The sequence below is a fragment of the Tardiphaga sp. 866_E4_N1_4 genome, from assembly GCF_052076075.1.
Taxonomy (GTDB): domain Bacteria; phylum Pseudomonadota; class Alphaproteobacteria; order Rhizobiales; family Xanthobacteraceae; genus Tardiphaga; species Tardiphaga robiniae.
Genome location: NZ_CP197242.1, coordinates 5,997,617 through 6,016,141, shown reverse-complemented (window position 1 = coordinate 6,016,141; position 18,525 = coordinate 5,997,617). Strand labels below are relative to the sequence as shown.

The 18,525-nt window shown below is 60.9% G+C and carries 14 protein-coding genes; 1 reads left to right on the top strand and 13 read right to left on the bottom strand.

From position 1 onward, the window contains the following. Positions 1-9: 9 nt before the first annotated feature. From AB8B20_RS28935 to AB8B20_RS28875, 13 genes are all read right to left on the bottom strand, one after another. Complete coding sequence (locus tag AB8B20_RS28935) at positions 10-2,004, bottom strand: S8 family serine peptidase (RefSeq protein WP_439070614.1); 1,995 nt, start codon at positions 2,002-2,004, stop codon at positions 10-12. 47 nt (positions 2,005-2,051) lie between these two features. Further along, entirely contained in the window at positions 2,052-3,239 is a 1,188-nt protein-coding gene (locus tag AB8B20_RS28930) for a phosphatase PAP2 family protein (protein ID WP_439070613.1), read from the bottom strand. An 18-nt stretch (positions 3,240-3,257) separates the two neighbouring features. Further along, positions 3,258-4,997 carry an adenylate/guanylate cyclase domain-containing protein gene (locus AB8B20_RS28925; RefSeq protein WP_439070612.1) on the bottom strand — a complete coding sequence of 580 codons (1,740 nt, stop codon included), beginning with the start codon at positions 4,995-4,997 and terminating at the stop codon, positions 3,258-3,260. A 196-nt stretch (positions 4,998-5,193) separates the two neighbouring features. Then, positions 5,194-5,529 (bottom strand): hypothetical protein, encoded by a 336-nt coding sequence (locus AB8B20_RS28920; protein WP_175368192.1) that lies wholly within the window; start codon positions 5,527-5,529, stop codon positions 5,194-5,196. Between the two features lie 146 nt (positions 5,530-5,675). Further along, on the bottom strand, positions 5,676-6,638 hold the full coding sequence (locus tag AB8B20_RS28915) for a hypothetical protein (protein ID WP_439070611.1): 963 nt from the start codon (positions 6,636-6,638) through the stop codon (positions 5,676-5,678). Positions 6,639-6,679: 41 nt separating this feature from the next. Then, positions 6,680-9,991, bottom strand: coding sequence for a carboxyl transferase domain-containing protein (locus tag AB8B20_RS28910; RefSeq protein WP_439070610.1), 3,312 nt, complete (start codon positions 9,989-9,991; stop codon positions 6,680-6,682). 73 nt (positions 9,992-10,064) lie between these two features. After that, the gene (locus tag AB8B20_RS28905) at positions 10,065-11,780 is read right to left on the bottom strand and encodes an AMP-binding protein (protein WP_439070609.1); all 1,716 of its coding nucleotides are present in this window, start codon (positions 11,778-11,780) and stop codon (positions 10,065-10,067) included. 27 nt (positions 11,781-11,807) lie between these two features. After that, complete coding sequence (locus AB8B20_RS28900) at positions 11,808-12,683, bottom strand: ABC transporter permease (protein WP_089267992.1); 876 nt, start codon at positions 12,681-12,683, stop codon at positions 11,808-11,810. Then, positions 12,680-13,636, bottom strand: coding sequence for an ABC transporter permease (locus AB8B20_RS28895; protein WP_439070608.1), 957 nt, complete (start codon positions 13,634-13,636; stop codon positions 12,680-12,682). Before AB8B20_RS28895 ends, AB8B20_RS28900 begins: the two co-directional genes overlap by 4 nt. A gap of 63 nt (positions 13,637-13,699) precedes the next feature. Then, on the bottom strand, positions 13,700-15,253 hold the full coding sequence (locus AB8B20_RS28890) for an ABC transporter substrate-binding protein (RefSeq protein ID WP_439070607.1): 1,554 nt from the start codon (positions 15,251-15,253) through the stop codon (positions 13,700-13,702). A 19-nt stretch (positions 15,254-15,272) separates the two neighbouring features. After that, on the bottom strand, positions 15,273-16,301 hold the full coding sequence (locus AB8B20_RS28885; protein WP_439070606.1) for an ABC transporter ATP-binding protein: 1,029 nt from the start codon (positions 16,299-16,301) through the stop codon (positions 15,273-15,275). Beyond that, positions 16,301-17,359, bottom strand: coding sequence for an ABC transporter ATP-binding protein (locus tag AB8B20_RS28880; RefSeq protein ID WP_439070605.1), 1,059 nt, complete (start codon positions 17,357-17,359; stop codon positions 16,301-16,303). The genes AB8B20_RS28885 and AB8B20_RS28880 overlap by 1 nt, the downstream gene beginning before the upstream one ends. Further along, the gene (locus tag AB8B20_RS28875) at positions 17,356-17,517 is read right to left on the bottom strand and encodes a hypothetical protein (protein ID WP_439070604.1); all 162 of its coding nucleotides are present in this window, start codon (positions 17,515-17,517) and stop codon (positions 17,356-17,358) included. The genes AB8B20_RS28880 and AB8B20_RS28875 overlap by 4 nt, the downstream gene beginning before the upstream one ends. Before the next feature lie 187 nt (positions 17,518-17,704). Between AB8B20_RS28875 and AB8B20_RS28870 the strand changes: the two genes are divergently transcribed. Continuing rightward, positions 17,705-18,505 (top strand): GntR family transcriptional regulator, encoded by an 801-nt coding sequence (locus AB8B20_RS28870; RefSeq protein ID WP_439070603.1) that lies wholly within the window; start codon positions 17,705-17,707, stop codon positions 18,503-18,505. The last annotated feature ends 20 nt before the right edge of the window (positions 18,506-18,525 follow it).

The following is an 18,525-nucleotide window of genomic DNA, read 5'->3' as shown; positions in this document are numbered from 1 at the left end:
GGTCCAAAATTAAGGTCTGTTTGGACGTCCGCACCGATCGAGCCGGCCAGCCCCAATCCGTACAGCCAATGGTGAGCCGGGACCTGGCGCCTTTGTGTCTCCTGTTTTCGCGATGCGCTGTACGTCCGGACGATCGCAAGCAAGCTGCGCGATCATCAATTCCGAGATCAATCGCGTCACCTGCGGAGCTGCGACACTTGTCCCATTCATCGTCACAACGGATCCGCTACGCGTACCGGCGGCAAGTAGATTCCTGTGCACTGGCGACTCGTCTCCAACTGCCGACACATCGGGGCTTCGGATGGGGGACGTGCCATCTGATGTCGCGCGCCCTCCGGCCCCCGAATACTCGCTGACGGCCTTGTCGCTGCGAAGATATGCACCCACGACGATTGCGTGCGTCCCTGTCGCCAATGCGTTGATTGTACTTTCCCTCCGGACCGGGCTGGAGCCCTTGTCATCTTGCTCCAGTCGCCCGGCAGGATCGAAGCGCACGTAATTCTCGTCTTCAAGCCGAGATTGCCGCCCTGACAACGGATAGCCAAATGGCGTGTCGCCGCGCTGAACCCAGACATCGACTGTCGTGGCTGCTCCCTTGTTTTTGAGTTCGATCAACCACGTCCCGGACGGCGCAGTCAGCGAGGGCATTGCGAGATCAGCCGTGGGCGCCATAGCAAGGAATATCTGCGATCGCTCCCCGACTGCAGTATAGTATTTCCCGAAAAACCGGAGCTGGCCTGATATGCGCCACTGCCAGTTCTGGTTAGCCCCAATCCAAGGACTGCGCTGGTTGGTCGGGGTGGTAATCCTTATGGCGATTTCGGGTTGGGACTTCTCTGTTGCCTGTTTGGGCAGCCAGAGCTCCATAAAGCTGTTGGCCTTATCGTCGGGCTGCACGCGCCACCGCAAGCGCTTGGGCGACTGGCCAGGGACTGATGCCTGAGACAGTTCGACCAAGGCATGACATCGCGCCAGATAGTGATTTCCGGCTGGCAGAACGACCCTGAGCGGTGCGGTGCGTGACGCTATCAACTGATCGATCGCAGCTTCCAGCTGTGACGTGCCATCGTGCGGGCCGGCAATGGTCCCATAACTCAGATTGATGACCACAGGGATCGGACCCGTTCCTTCGGCCACCGAAATCTGATCCGCACGACTGAGTACATAAGAGATGGCGGCGTAGACATTCGGAGTCAGGAATGCGCCCGACGTCTCCTCTGTCACCCACTTCGGCAATTGAACGCCGATGATATAGGGAAGGCTGGGATCTTCGGGAGCCGCATGCTTTGGATCGAGCCCACAGGCGATGTCCATGACGTGTGTACCGTGCTTGGCGCGGCGAGCAGCCAGCTTCTGGCCGGCCAACCGATAGAACTCATCCTCATCCAGCAATCCAGTATGCGTGCAGGACGCCAGAAACTGATTGATCTCGTTCTCCTGCAGCTCCCGCCCCCAGCCGAATCCGGCCGGCCGGCCTGTATTTGTGTGATCGTCCTGGTTCCAGAAATACTTCACCCGCGATCGGCCATCCTGAAAGCGGAATCTCTCATGGGCGAACGCCAATCCGTCATCGATGATCGCGACAATTGCCCGCCGCGACGGACTCGTGGCAAGCAACTGCTGCTCGATCGGTTCAGTCTTCTCGAACAGATTCGTCGTCGGCGTTCCAAGCTCGATTCGATTGATCGAGGACAGCAGGGGCGCAAACTGTTTGGCGTCACCGCGCGATACCTTGCCGGAAACAAATGCGGAAAGAGCCTCACGTCTCGCAATCGCCATACAGCATGTTAGATCGGCACCTCTCAGCGAGGGTGGCGCCTCCTGATAGACCGCGGGAATTCGAATGAACTGATCCAGCCCCGAGCGCACAACGGAACGGGCAAGGGCTTCCACTGGTCCATCAAGCTCCAACAAGACCCAGAACCACTCACCCGGGAGATAAGCGAACTCGGTCAGCACTGCCCATTCGAGATAAGGTGAAATCCGCTTCCGTCCTTCTGCCATAACGCACACCTCGCGAATGCGATTGCCCTACCGTCATGCCCTAGCAGCTAGCTCACCTCTGCAAACGCCGCGTCCCACAGCCACTTCAAAATCGGCGATACAGCCGGTGGCGTGGAGGGGAGCAGATCAACATAGGGCGGATCGATCAGTGGACTCAGCCTTTCCTGCCCGGTTGCAGGATCATAGAAATTGTGAAAATCGAAGTCCTGAGTAGTACCGTATCGGCCGCCGTCGAAACGCCATGCGTCGAAGCTCGGCCCACCTGTCGTCGCCCGCAAAATGAAATAGCGGGCAAGCGACAGTCCGAGCACCTGCCCGGCCGCAGTGTCGACCGGGAAATGGACACCCGCCACTGTGCGGTTCACTGCGATCCGCGCCGCCTGTCGCATCAACTGCTCACCAAGTTTAGGCTCGCGCCCGTACAGCTCCCACAGGATGCGCGCAATCATGTGATTTTCGGTGGAATGACCGCTCGGAAATGTCCCGTGGCCCGGCGTCAGAATGATCGGTTGAACCTGAGACGACAGTTCATACGGTCGCCAGCACGCCAGAGCATGCTTGATGCGCATTTCCACCGCGGTTGCAAACCGAAGAGCAGCATCGAGCAGCTCGATCGTCTTCTTGGTACGATCCGGATGGAGGTTCACGACCGAACTCCAGAACGCATATTGAGGGCCGAGCTGGGTCACGATTTCCGAAACACGATCCTCGCGAAGATCGGAATATTGATCCAGAAAATCCAGCTGGCCTTTGAAAGTCTCGGCCGGCGGGCGGATCAAAGTCGCAATCCGGCTCGATTTCGCTTTGGGAGAGGGATCGGCCGCCGTGGTTTGAACGTGGAATTGCCAGACCGTGACCGAATTTTCGCTCGGCGTCCGGGAGATGTTCTTACCCTGATCCTTGTAGCTGAATGTCTCTGAGTGACTTGTAAAATGGAGGTACGACAGCAGTTCGAAGTCTATGACGGCCGCCCGCACCCATGGCTCCCAAAGCGCCAGGTTCTGCTTGTCGTCCAGCCCACGTGGCGACCGATTGACGGTCTGACCGAGCCAGCTTCCGACGATACCGTCGCGGTGCTTGACGAGTGCATCGGCAACCAGCGGCGACCCGTAACTGCCGTAGGGCCCAACTCCAGCACCGCCCGCGCCTCCGGCACCTCCCGCTCCCCCAGCACCACCGGCGCCGCCTGCGCCCCCCGCGCCTCCTGCACCGCCTTCAGGACCCATCGTGCACATGTTTTTGCTCCCGTTCTGCTAATTCGGTACACCAGCTCCCTGCAATGCGCTCGACCAGATGCGGCCGGTTTCATATCCCCCACTGGGGTGACGCTCGCGATATTTCGCGATCGTCAAGCCCGGCTCGAGTTTCAACAACTCGGTCACCGTCTTCCGCGCCTCTTGCTGAAGGCCGAGCTGCCATTGCGCGATCGCCAGCGCGCGAAACGTGGATGTATGCGTGCGATTGGCGCGCAACGAACGGTTGGCAAGATCGATGGCGCGCTTGTATTGCCCGGCAGAGAGAGCAGCCGTTGCGGCCAGGGAATCGTAGAAGTATCTGTGAGGATCCAGCGGCGACAGTTTCAGCGCGTGCTCGGTGTGCTCGACTGCCGACTTTCCTGCATCCTTGAAGGCGAGAAGCGTTCCCTTTAGCAGCCACGCCATCGCATCGTTGGGATTGACGCGCAGCGCGAGGTCATACTGCTCCTGCGCGACGTCAAATTGTTTCAGCAGATTGGTGTGAGCAAAGCCCATAACCACCAGCGCGAGGGAACAGCGCGGATCGGCACTCAGTGCTCGCCGCCCGCAATCGAGCGCCAGTTGCGTATCCGCACTCCAGTCATCGGTCCATCCCTGCTGGACCCGCAATATGTGCCACTTGGCCATCCATGCCCATGGCACGGCCTGCCGGGGCATACGCTCGGTCAAGACCTGGAGCATCTGGCGCGACCTGTCAAAATCCTGCACCGAAAGGCGATGCATGAGCGCGATCGCCCCCATCAACAGCGTGTAGCTCTCGACGGTCGGGAGTGATTGCGACTGTGCACGTTCAAGCTCGCGCGCCATGATCGCCAAGCTGACCGCCGTCACAATACCCGCGACGGCACCATCCTTTCCGTTGATCAAAGCTGTCGCGCTACAAACGAACGAGTCAGACCAAACGATTGTCAAATTCGACGAAGATGCCAGTTCGAGGTTTACCCGTAGCTTACTTCCGGCCTTGCGGTAAGAGCCCGACAGAACGTAGTTCGCCGTCAAATAGCTACTGATCTCCTCGACCGAATTATCCCGCCCGCGAAAGACAGAAGTCGACAGGCGCGAGATGACGTTCAGTTCCGATGAACGCGAAAGCGCGGATATGATTTCGTCGGCGAGCACTTCGCCAATGACCCGATGTTCCGGACCATCATCCAGCCCAGTAAAAGGCACGACCGCGACAGTGGCGCGCAACTTCGGCATTGATACAGCACCTGGCTCGATCACGGGTCGCGGCCCTGGTGGGCCGACACGATACGCTCGAACGGGTTCATGCACATGTTTAAGGTAACAAGCTCCCAAATCCTCGACGTCGGCATCCAATACAGGCACGAGTTGATCGCGAACATCGGCCGATACAACAATTTCCCCCGGTCCGGCTAAACCTGTGAGCCGGGCTGCAAGGTTAACGTCAGCCCCGTAAACATCGTGCTCGTCAGCAAGAAGATGACCGACGTGAGCTCCTTCACGTACGAGGATATACTGATCTTGCGGAACGCCTTCATTGATAACCGCACACGCATTCTGGACTGCAAAGGCAGCTTTCACTGCGAGGGGAGATTGAGGGAATTCCATCAGGAGCCCATCCCCAAGGCTCTTTACAAGCCGCCCCTCGAACCGCGGCAGGATATCTTCATCTACCGTTTTAACGAGTTTACGCCATCGCTGTACTGTGCTGGCCTCGTTCTCTTCCATCAGTCGCACAGACTCGACCACGTCCACGAAGAGCAGTGTGCGCACCACCCATTCCGGATTCTCGAATGCGAGTGAAGCGCTTGATCTAGCCATCAGCCACGCTAGTCACTGTTCTGATCTGCACTCTTGTGCACTAATGCGCACAAACTCAGTATCACGGGCGGATCGCACTCAATTTTTCCCGCAAGAACTTGTTAGCTAGACTTGAACAACGGCGATTTCAGGACGCCGCACCTGACGGCTAGATTGCAACCACGTCGCCACGCGACTCGACTTTGATACGCCAGCCGTTGTCTTCAATACCTGCCGCCGGACCGAATTGTGCTATCCCGATCATAGACCAGGAGTTCTTCAGCCGGCAACTACGACCTACGCGTAGCGATGGCGCCTCCGCCCCTGGGGATGGATGCATATCGTTAAAGCCTGAAACGATTTGCTTCACGATGGCGGGGACTGCGGCGGTCTGCCCAACCATGATCGCACAGATGAGGACGACGCAAATCACTCCGGCCCTGATCATCAAGCGGTGGTATAATCGACGATAGGATTGCTCCAGTTCATCTTCCGATGCACTCATGATCGCCTCCAGATGAGGCACATAGCCTTACTGCTTCCCGCTGGAGGTGGATGTGACGAGCGTCACATCTCGAGATAATTTTGTCTGATTGCCGATGCTCTTGTCCCGGCCTCGCCGCCCCTTGAACCAAAAGATGGCGTATCAGGCTACGCGTGGCTTCGAGGAAGCGTAGCGTACTCTTGGTCGTAGCTGGCGTAGGATTCCTTGAGCGTCGCCAGATTGAGCAGCATCGTCGCGACCAGCGCGTTCGAGCTATCGAAGACTTCAGTGCGCACCCACAGGCTCTCGGTGCGTTTACTGCCGGACATCGCGACGACCTTGCGGTCTATGCGGTAGTCTTCTCCAACGAACAGCGGACCGCAGAGCAACCGGATTTCCTGATCAGCGAACAGGCCAACTGCCGGCCCCTTGACCGGCAGACGATCCTTCTTGCTGCCGTGCTGAAATAACACGCTGAGCATTTCCATCGGAATGATCGCGCGTCCCCATGGCGAGTTGCCTGCGCTCTCGGGCACGTAATATGGCGACGGCTCGGTGATGACCTTGAGCTTTTGTTCAAGCGAGAATGGATAGAGCTCGCCCATGTTCTGATCGAAATCCATCCGAACCGTCTGCGATGCGGTGGTCATGCCGAGCTTGATGTCGCGCAGGATTACGGCATCACTCAGCGGCTTCAGTTCGGTCAGCCGTATGTCGAGGGCAGAGGCTGGCGCATCGCGGCCAATTGAGGCACTGCCGCGCAACACTTCGGTGCCATCACGCTTCACCATCCTGATCGTGCAATAATGCCCGCCATCAATCGGCTTTTCGACAACGGCCTGTACCTCCTCGCCCTCAAAGGCGGCAGCACGGTAATGCGCCGAGATACAGCCCGTCTCAAACCAGTCCTTGCCCCACAGTCGTTCACAGAGCGGTGCAAACTGGCTGAAATGGGTCGGGCCCTCGATGGTCCCGCCCTTGAAGCCGAGCTTCTGCGCGGTGGCATCGTCGTGGATGGATGCGTGAGAGTCGTAAGTCTGCGCATGGAGCATCTGTCGGGGTTGTCGCCACGGGCCGATCAGTGCATTTCCGGCGTCCTCAATCGCCGTATCGAATGCTTTTGATATCATTGGAAACTCCTCCGGGAATGTGAGCCGTCGGTTCGTTGTGGCTACCAGGTATCGACACAGGGGCGCTTGCGACCCTCGCGTTGCGGCGGCTTCGGCACGGAACGCAGACCCGCCATCACCCAGCGCCGCGTTTCGGCGGGGTCGATGACATTATCGATCTCAAACACCGACGCGATCGAGGTCGCCTTGCCGTTGGCATAGAGCTCAGCGACCTTATTCTTGTAATAGGTCTCGCGCTCCACCGGATCGACGATCGCCTCCATTTCCTTGCGGAAGCCGAGCCGCACGTAGCCTTCCAGCCCCATGCCGCCGAATTCTCCGGTTGGCCACGCCGCCGTGAAGAACGAGGCGTGGAAACCGCCGCCGATCATCGACTGCGCGCCGAGTCCATAGCCCTTGCGCAGCACGATGCCGAACAACGGCACCGTGATGCTCGCGCCGGTGACGAACATGCGCGCGACATGGCGCACGATCGCGGTCTTCTCCGCCTCCGGCCCGACCATGAAGCCCGGCGTATCGCAGAGCGACACGATCGAAATGTCGAATGCATCGCAAAGCTGCAGAAAGCGCGCCGCCTTGTCTCCGGCCGCGGCGTCGATGGCACCACCGAGATGTTTCGGATTATTGGCAATCAGGCCGAATGGCTTGCCCTCGATACGAATGAATGCGGTGATCATGCCGACGCCGAAATCGCGCCGGATTTCGAGCACGGAGTCCTCATCAGCGATCAGATCGATCACCGCGCGGATGTCATAGACGCGCAGCCGGTTCTCCGGGATCGCACGTCGCAGCAGCCGCTGATCGGGCGCACGCCATTCCGCCACAGCACCCTGGAAGTAGGACAGATATTTCTGCGCAGCACGTGTCGCTTCCTCCTCGTCCTCGACCAGAATATCGACGACGCCGTTCGGCGACTGGAACGACACCGGGCCGACTTCGGCCGGATGATAGACGCCGAGGCCCCCGCCTTCTATCATCGCAGGACCACCCATGCCGATCGAGGCGTTCTTCGTGGCGATGATAACGTCACAACAACCGAGCATCGCAGCGTTACCCGCGAAGCAATAGCCGGACACCACACCGACCACCGGGACGAGACCCGAAAGTTTGGCGAATTGCACGAAAGATGGCCCGTCGAGACCCGTCATGCCGAGCCGGTCGGTATCGCCGGGACGACCGCCGCCGCCTTCGGCATAGAACACTAGCGGCATTTTCCACTGCTCGACCAGCGACAGCATGCGGTCGATCTTCTTGTGGTTCATATGACCCTGGGTGCCGGCCAGCACGGTATAGTCATAGGAGATCACCATACAGCGTGCTTCGTGCTCGCCGAACTTCGCAGCATTGACCGTGGCCGTACCGGCGACCAGACCATCGGCCGGCGTGTTCTTGATGAGATCATCGACCGCGCGGCGGCGCCGCTGGCCGGCAATGGCGAGGCTGCCGTATTCCATGAAGGAGCCATCATCGACCAGTTGCGCAATATTCTCGCGCGCGGTGCGCTGATTGGTCTTGCGCCGGCGCTCGACCGACGATGGCCGATTTTCGTCCAACGTGTTGCCCTGACGGGCAATCATTTCAGCGAGGTCCGGCCGGATGTGGTCGAGATCGATCTCCGCTTCCTCGGTCGTGAGGTCGGCCGCCACGTCCTGCGGTTCGATATACAGAATGGGCTCGCCCTGCATCAACGTGACGCCATCGGATGCCGCGATCCGGGTCACGCGACCGCCCTGCTCCGCAGTCACCAGATGCTCCATCTTCATGGATTCGATGATGGCGAGTTGCTGGCCGGGCCTGACAACATCGCCTTCGGCCACCGGAATGGACACGACCGTGCCCTGCAGCGGCGCCGCGACCGGGATCGATCCTTCCGGCGCGGGCTGTACGACGCCGGCGGAGGTCCGTGCATCACCGGTTGATCCGCTGGCGGCGAATAGCGGCTTGCCCGCTGTCAGTGTGGCAGCGACCAGATCGGCGACGTTGCGATCGATGAAGCTGGTGTTGATCCGATTGGCCTGGAAATCGGCGTTGGCCAGGATCGCCCGCATCAACGGGATATTGGTGGCGACGCCCTCGATGCGGAATTCGCGTAACGCCCGCGTGCCCTTGGCTATGGCGTCGGACCATTTCGACGACGGCGTGTGGACGATCACCTTGGCCAGCAACGAGTCGAAGGCCGCACTGGTCTTGTAACCGGCATAACCGAACGTATCGACACGCACACCCGGGCCTGACGGTGGCTCGAAAATCGCGAGCGTGCCGCCGGTCGGCTTGGTGGCGCCGGTGGCATCCATGATCTCCATATTGATGCGGAGCTGCATGGCGAAGCCGCGCGGACTCGGCACCGAGGCCTGATCGAGACCGAGCGACGCCAGCGTGGCGCCACCGGCAACGGCGAGCTGCGACCGCACCAGATCGACCGACAGCACTTCCTCGGTCACGGTGTGTTCGACTTGCAGCCGCGGATTGGCCTCGATAAAGGCGAAGGCGCCGTCGCCCTCGCCGGCTTCGCCATCGACTAGGAATTCGAACGTGCCGAGGCTGTCATACTTCGCCTCCGCCGCAAGATTTTTGGCGGCTTCAACGATGCGGCTGCGCAATTTGTGTGACAGCGACGGACTCGGCGCAACTTCGACCAGCTTCTGATTGCGGCGCTGGATCGTGCATTCACGCTCCCAGAGCTGGCTGATATCGCCGTGACGATCGCCGATGATCTGCACTTCGATATGACGGGCATTGCGAATAAGACGCTCGACATAGACGCCGTCGCTGCCGAAGGCCGCCTTGGCCTCAGACTGACAACGCGCATAGGCGTCGTCGAGATCTGCGGCGCGTTCGACCACGCGCATGCCGCGGCCGCCGCCGCCAGCCATGGCCTTGATCATCACGGCGGCATTGCTCCCGAGCGATGTGAAGAACGCTTTCACCTCATCAAGCGTCGAGGGGCCCGTGGTGCCCGCGATGATCGGCACACCACAGCGCTTGGCGAGTTGCTTGGCCGCAACCTTGTCGCCAAACAGCTGCAATGCCGCGGGTGACGGGCCGACAAAGGTGATGCCCTCTTCGGCGCAGCGGCGGGCCAGATCGGCGTTCTCGCTGAGAAAGCCGTAGCCCGGATGCAGCGCATCACAGCCGGTGGCTTTCGCTGCACCAATCACACCTTCGATGTCGAGATAAGCACGCGCACCACGGCCGGGGATTTCCGTGGACTCGTCGGCGATCCGTACATGCAGCGACAGCGCGTCATCGGCTGGATATATGGCAACGGTGGCAAGGCCAGCGTCCGCCGCGGCGCGCGCGATACGAATGGCGATCTCGCCGCGATTGGCAATCAGCAACTTGCGAAAGGGCATCAAAACTCTCCGTGAACAACAGACGCGATCCGGGGTGGCATCATCCACACCCAGGGCCATGTAACGTTTCGATTTACTGCGGCGCGTTTGCGTCGAGTTCCTGCTTCTTCACCTTGCCGGTGGCAGTCATCGGCAGCGCGTCGATGATGCGAATCTCAGGCACCTTGTAGACGGCCATCCGTTCGGCACACCACGCCTGCAGTTCCGCTGGCGTGATGGTGCCTCTCTCTTCCGGCTTGAGCTGGATGAAGGCGACCGGCACTTGCCCCTTGCTAGCGTCTTCGCGACCGACCACGCCCGATCCGAGAACCTTCGGATGCTGACCGAGCAGCGCCTCGATCTCCGGCGGGAATACGCTCATACCCTTGACCTTCAGCATCTCTTTGCGACGACCGAGGAAATGCAAGAAGCCGTCGGTATCGATGGTGCCGATATCGCCGGTGCGCAGCCAGCCGTCGATCAACGACTCCGCTGTTGCTTCCGGCTTATTCCAGTAGCTCTTCAGCAGCGACGGCGTGCGAACGCGAATCTCGCCCTCGCCGCCGAGCGGCACGAGTTCACCTGTCTCGAAATCGGTGATCTTGAACTCCGCGCCGGGCACCGGGAGCCCAACGAAGATCGGCTGCGACAGCAGATCGAAATCATCATCCTGGAAACCCGCCGTGAGGGTATTGGATGTATGGGTCTCGGTCATTCCCCACGAGGCTTCGGTCAGGATCGTGCCGGTGAGATCCTTCCAGCGCTTGCGATAGGCCGGATTGAGCTTCTTCACGAAGGATACGACACGCACCTGATTAAGCGACGACAGGTCGAATTCCCCGAACCGCGGATGATCCATCAGCTCGACGGCGCCATCCACCGGCATCGCAGTGACATTGACCTTGTAGCGATCGATTGCCGACAGTGCCCCGATCGCATCCCAGCGCGCCAGCAGGACAAGCGTTGCGCCCGTAAACATCGGGAAGATCAGGCCGAAATTCTCGCCGGCAATCCAGAACTCCGGGAAGAACGACAGAAAGACGCTGTCTTCATTGGCCACGACAGAGATGCCGTGATTGGCGGCGGCCGTATAGACCATATCGCGCTGGGTGTGCACGCAGCCCTTCGGCATGCCGGTGGTGCCACCGGTGTAATTCAGCGCAGCGATATCATCGAGCCCGGCGGGCGGCAGCGGCTTTGGCGCGGGCAGCGCAGCCAGCGCCGGCAGCAGATCGGTCGCACCGGATATGGCAATGCGCGGCGCACTGATCGAGTCTGGAACGGGAATGGTCGGCTTGGCCGGAAGCACATCCGCAAAACTGGTAACGATCACCTCGCGCAGCTTGGACTCGCTCCGCACCCGGTCGACCACAGGCGCCAATTGATCCAGCGCCACGATGACCTCGGCGTCGGTATCATTCAACTCGTAGGACAATTCGAACGCGCGTGACAGCGGGCTCACTGGCACATGAATGGCGCCGAGCTTGAGGATGCCGAAGAACACGATATGGAATTGCGGGCAGTTCGGCAGGAACACCGCGACACGGTCACCCTTGCGGACGCCCTTCTCCATCAGCAACGCTGCGAAGCGATCACTCTGCGCGTCGAGTTCGGCATAGGTGGTGACGTGACCATAAAAGATCACCGCAGGCTTTTCAGGATTACGCTTGGCCCACGCGCGCAAATATTCGGTTAGCGCGATTTCGCCATGCAGATATTGCGGCTTGTTCGGCGTGCCCTTCGGCCAGGCCTTAGCCCACAGCTCGTGCAGCTTGGCGAGATATTCAGTTTCTTTGGCGTTTGCGGTCATCACCGTCTTCCTTGTTCTTGGTCTTGGTCAGTTGCGTTTCATCGTCGGATCGAGCGCGACGCGCAGCGATTCACCCAGCGTGTTGAAGGCCAGTGCGGTGAACAGGATCGCGAGGCCGGGCGGATACATCTGCTCGGGCGCGATTTCCATGTTCTGATAGGCGCGCGCCAGCATCGAACCCCAGCTCGGATCCGGCGGCTGGATGCCAAGGCCGAGGAAGCTGAGGCTCGCTTCCGCCAGGAGCGCCGCGGCCAGCAACAGCGTGACCTGCACGATGACGGGCTGGATCGCGTTCGGCAGCACGTGACGCCACAGGATCCGTGGCGTTGATCCACCGAAGCAACGCGCGGCATCGACATAAAGCTCATTACGCACCACCAGCGTGCGCGCACGGACGAGGCGCGCAAGCTGCGGCGAAAACACGATGCCAACCGAGATCATGCCGTTGGTGAGGCCGATGCCGAGCGCACCTGTCACGGCGATCGCCAGCACGATGGCCGGGAACGACAGGAAGCTGTCGATAACACGGCTGATCACCGTATCGACCCAGCCGCCAAGATAGCCGGCGAGAATGCCGACCGGCACGCCGATCAGAACGGCGATTGTGACCGCAAGGAAGCTCGCATAGAGCGACGCCATACCGCCATAGATCAGGCGGCTGAGCGTATCGCGACCGAGATCGTCGGCGCCCAGCCAATGTTGAGTCGACATGGTCGCCAGCGCCGCGTCGAGATCCTGTGCGGCCGGCGCGTATGGCGAGATCCACGGGCCGAGGACCGAGATCACGAACAGCGCGACGAGGAAAGTCAGGCTGAAAGCACCGCGTAGATCACTGACGAACCAGCGTACAAAACCCGAGAAAGGTCCCGGCCGACGCTCGGGAGCCATCACAGCATCCGTCATGATGAAATCCTCGGATCGAGGACGCTGTACAGAATGTCTGTGAGCAGATTGAGCATGACGACAATCAGGACCATGGTGAACACCACGCCCTGCACCACCGGGAAATCGCGGTTCATCGCGCCGTTGACGATCAACCCGCCCATGCCGGGAATCGCGAACACGGCCTCGACCACGACGGTCGCCGCGAGCAAGCGGTTCGCGAGCAGGCTGACGACGGTGAGCAGATTGACGCTGACATTCTTCAAACCATGACGCCACAGGATCGACGATGGCGGCAAACCCTTGGCGTGCAGCGTGCGAACCTGTTGCGACGACAGTATCTCGACGAGTGACGACCGCAATTGCCGCGCCACCTCGGCAATGCCGCCGGACGCGAGCGCCACCGCCGGCAGGATGGCATGACTGAGCGACGCCCACGGATCTTTCATGAGCGATACCGCACCCGTGGCCGGCAGCCAATTGAGCTGCAGCGAGAAGAACGCCACCAGCAGCATGCCGAGCCAGAAATTCGGCACGGCGACACCGAGCGAGGCAATCGCCATGACGAAGCCGTCGATCCACGAGCCGGGCTTGGTTGCCGCGGCAATGCCCAAGGGGATACCGACCAACATCGCCATGAACAGCGCGAGTGCGACGATCAGCAGCGTATGCGGCAGGCAGCGCTGGATCGAGGTCAGCACCGCTTCGTTGGAAATCAGCGAGCTGGAGAGATCGCCATGCGCTGCCTTCCAGAGCCATGAGCCATATTGCAGCAGGAACGGCTGGTTCAGGCCATAGAGCTCGCGGATTTCGGCGATCCGCTGCTCCGACGCATTGTCGCCAGCAAGCGTCACCGCAACATCGCCCGGCACCAGCTTGAGCAGGCCGAACACGATGAAGGTCGACAGCACCACCACCGGGATTGCCTGCAGCAGGCGACGACCGATGATGCGGAGACGTCCGGAATTCAACATGCGCAATTCACACCAGTTAAGGGCGCCGCGATCACCGCGGCGCCGGTTGCTGTGTCCGATGGATTAGCCGAGCGAGATGTTTTCGAATTTCGGCTTGCCGAGCAGATTGGGCTTGAAGCCCTTCACCTTGGCGGACAGCGCATCGAGTTCAAACTGGAATGCGAGCGGTGCCGACAGGGCGTTCTCCACCGTAAATTTCTGGATCTTGGCGAACACATCGGCGCGCTTGGCGAGATCTTCGCTGACACGGCTCTCCTGGATCAACTTCGACAACTCCGGCTCGCCGCTACGGCCCGCATTGTAATAGGCGCCTTTGTCAAAGCTCAGCCCGTAGGTCATGCTCGGATCAGGACGCCCGGTCCATGCCGAGACAAGAAGGTCGAACTTCTTCTCGGTGGCGAAGAACTGCGCGCTGATTTCGGCAATGGTGCCGCGGGTGAATTTCAGGCGGATGCCAGCCTTGCCGAGCTGATCCTGGATCACCTCGCCACGCCGCACGGAATCCTGATCCATATAGCCGCCTATGGTCAGTTCGAGACCATCCTTGTAGCCGGCCTCGGCGAGCAGCTGCTTCGCTTTCTCCGTGTTGGTGGGATACATCCCCGCGACGTCCTTGTTGAACGCCCAGTGCGAGCTCGGCAGCGTCATGCGCGCCGGTTCGCCAAGGCCGTTGAGCGCCGCCTTGACGAAAGCATCGCGGTCGAGCGCGAAGTTGATCGCCTGACGGACCTTCACGTTGTCGAGCGGTGCGCGGCCGTAATTGAAGTAGACCTGAATACAATACAACGTCGGCGAGCTGACGGTTTCCAGATTCTTGGCGCGCTCGATCACCGGCTTCAATCGCGCCGGCAGCTGGAACGCCATATCGTTCTGGCCAGCGACGACCGAACGCAAGGCGGTAGCATTTTCCGGGATGATGTTGAATTCGATGCCGTCCAGATAGGGCCGCCCCTGGCGCCAGTACTGATCATGGCGGGTGACGACGATGATCTCGTTGTCGTTCCAGCGTACGAATTTCCACGGCCCGGCGCCGACCGGCTTGCGGTCGGTCTCATTGCCGAGCGCCTTGATATTGGTCGGCGAAACCATCATGCCAGCACGGTCCGACAGAATGGCCGGCAGCGCGGTGTCGGGATTCTTCAGCTTCAGCGTCACCTGCAGCGGACCGGTGACCTCGACCGCATCCACACTGGATAGATCGGGCTTGACGTTGGAGCGCTGGTCGGTGCGGTTGCGCTCGAGGTTGAATTTGACGGCCTCAGCATCCATCGGTGTGCCATCGTGGAATTTGATGCCGGCGCTGATGTCGAGCACCATGGTCTTCGGATCGGAGAACGCCCATTTCGCCATCCCCGGCTTCGGTTTCAGAGTCTCGTAGTCCCACTCCACCAGCGTGTCATACATGGTCCAGAGGATGCTGTGGTCGGAGCCGGCGCCGCCGGTGGCGGGATCGAGCGACGACGGATTGGCCGGCGCGGCGACCTTCAGCACGCCGCCCTTCTTGGCCTCTAGCGCCCAGGCCGGCAGGCCGAGCGCGCCGGTGGCTGCAGCGCCGCCCATCAGCGCCAGCATGTCACGGCGGCGCAATGTTTTCTCGCCCAGATCAATTGTCTTCATTTGAAAATCCTCCCGATGATTATGATGCGCGTTGCGCTTTTTGATTGTCTGGTGGTGGCCCGTCCGCCGTGGCGAAATGACAGGCCACGCGGTGTCCCGGCTTGACGTCGCGCCAGGCTGGCACTTCTTTGGCGCAACGCGGTTGCACCGACGGGCAGCGCGTGCGGAAGCGGCAACCCGATGGCGGCGCCACCGGGCTCGGAATTTCACCTTCGAGAATGATGCGGCGGTCGACCCGCAAATGCGACGGCAACGGCAACGGCTCGGCCGACAACAGCGCACGCGTATAGGGATGCAGTGGCCGCTCGACCACATCCTCGGCCGGACCGAGCTCCATCAGCTTGCCGAGATAGGTGACGGCGATGCGGTCGGAGATGTGCGAGACCACCGAGATGTCATGGGTGATGAACACATAAGTCAGACCGAATTCGCGCTGCAGATCGGCAAACAGATTGAGCACGTCGCCGCGGATGGAGACGTCGAGCGCCGCCACCACCTCGTCGCAAACGATGACCTTGGGCCGTAACGTCAGCACGCGCGCGATGTTAACGCGCTGCTTCTGGCCGCCGGACAGCTGATGCGGATAGCGATCGGCGGCTTCGGCGGCGAGGCCGACGCGCTCCAGCACCTCGATGCCACGACGGTGGCGCGAGGCATGATCGCCCTCGCCCATGATCTCCAGCGGCTCGACCACGCTGTCGATGATGGTCATGCGCGGATTAAGCGCGGCATTCGGATCCTGGAAGATGATCTGGTAATCGCGGCGGTGCTTACGGAATGCGCTGGTGCTGAGGGCAGCCAGATCGGTGCCGTCATGCAGGATCTGGCCATGACTCGGCGGCAGCAGCGACACCAGCGCACGGCCGAGTGTGGTCTTGCCCGAGCCGGACTCACCGATAATGCCGAAGGTCTCGCCAGCGCGAACCTCGAAATTCATGCCGTCGATCGCCTTGACGGTGTCGCGGCTATCGCGGGTCGGAAACAGGATCCGCAAGTCGCGCACTGCGAGAATGCCGCTGTCGCTATTATGGTTCTGCGCGGAAGACATCAATTCACCGCCCCCGGCAGCACGAGTTCGGGAGCACGCCAGCAGCGTGCAGTACGACCGCTTTTGATCTCGATCATCGGCTGACTCCGCTCGCAGCCCGCCACGGCATGCGTGCAACGTGATCGGAAGCGGCAGCCGGCCGGCATCGCATTGGGCGACGGTACGCGGCCGGGGATCGAGGCCAGCACACCGCGGCGCGGGCTGAGGCTAGGCAGCGAGCGCAGCAGTCCGGATGTATAGGGATGACGCGGCCGCGTCAGCACGTCGTCCACCGGCGCGTCCTCGACGACCTCACCGGCATACATGGTGATCATGCGGGTGCAGGTTTCGGCGACGACGCCGAGATCATGGGTAATGAAGATCAATGCCGTGCCGGTGCGCTCGCTCAACGAACGCAAAAGATCGGTGATCTGCGCCTGCACCGTGACATCGAGCGCCGTGGTCGGCTCGTCGGCGACCAGCAGCTTCGGCTTGCAGATCAACGCCATCGCGATCATCACGCGCTGGCGCATACCGCCCGAGAGTTGATGCGGATATTCGTCGCAGCGGCGTTCCGGCGCGGGGATACCGACTTCACGCAACGCAGCGATGGCGCGCTCGCGCCCCTCCGCGCGACTGACCGGAAAATGGATGCGATAAGCTTCGCTGATCTGGTCGCCAACCGTGAAGACAGGATCAAGCGCGCTCATAGGCTCCTGGAAGATCATCGCGATCTCACGGCCGCGCACGGCCCGCATGCGACGCGGCGACAGCGTGGCCAGGTTGGTCCCGTTGAACAGGATATCCCCCTGGATTCGCGCCGATTGCGGCGGCAGCAGGCGCAGCAGCGACAAACCAGTGACGGTCTTGCCGCATCCGCTCTCACCAACCAAACCAACGCGCTCGCCCGGCGCTATGGCGAAATTTACGTTCCGGGTGATCGGCAATGCGCCGCGCGCCGTCGCGAATGACAGCGAGAGATCGCGTACTTCCAGCAGCGGTTGTGGCGAAACGCCCGCATCGAGCATTCCGGCAACGCGTGCTGACGTGGGAGAGGAGATGTCGATCGCACCCGTCATCGCGCTTCGCCAGCCAGCACACAACCAATGACGCCGCGCATCATCCACTGCTGCAGGGTTTTCCGGTGCTGCACTTGCACATACGGATGAAAGCCGCAGACGCGTGTCTGTTGGGGTGTTGTCAGTCGGACATGCGCCGACGCGAACAGAGCCGCCATGTTCACCTCCCTTGCCCCTGTTCTGCAGATCTTGCATCGGGACGTTCCATCGCGGTCCGGCTTGTGCCGGTATGTATTGAAGCGACAGTAACCAATGAAAGGTCATCGACTGTCAATTGTCAACAATTGACTTCTGCGGTAGACAGGACCGTATGACGCGGCAAGCGTGCATCGACAGGAGGCGGCCATGGCAGCGACACTTCGCAAGCCATTCAATGATAACCAGCACGACGTCGAACGGAGATTTGCGCCGCGTACGATCCCCGATCAGGTTGCGGAGGAACTCGGTGCCGAAATCGTCTCCGGCCGCCGCAAAGCGGGCGAGCGTCTTGTCGAACTCGACCTGGCGCGCGATTTCGGCGTCAGCCGTGGCCCGATCCGTGAAGCGATCCGCATTCTCGAGCGCCGCCGCCTGGTCGACATCTTTCCGCGGCGCGGCGCCTATATCAGGCCGCTGTCGCTCAAATCGGTGGCTGACCTGTTTAATGTCCGCACCGCACTGTCAATGCTGGCAGTGCGCACCATGGCGACCACGCCGGTCGAAAGCTTCATCGAGACATTGGCGCGCCGCTGCGACGAGTTGAGAGTCGCAGTCGAGATCGATGACCCAATGGCTTTCGCACACACCACGACGCGCGCGGTAAAGACCATTGCGCGCGGCTCGGGCAACGAACTGCTCGTCGAACTGCTCACCGACCTCGCCAACCAGACCGTATGGGAAACCATATGGAAGACGCCGCTGGACTATCAGACCCGTGACATCCGCCGACTCAGCGCCGACCTGATGGCGTCGACATTGAAGGCGATCCGGCAGCGCAAGCCGAATGCCGCTGTCACACATCTCGGTCAGCTTCTGGAAAGTGATCGCGACCGCGCCTTGTCCACCCTATCGCGCATTCGCGGAGAGACATTCGACCTGAGTGCGCTAACACATAGCGATGGGCATGATATTATGCCGGCGGACATTGCGCCCGCTCCGCGCGGGTGAAATTCGACGGGGCGGCAGGC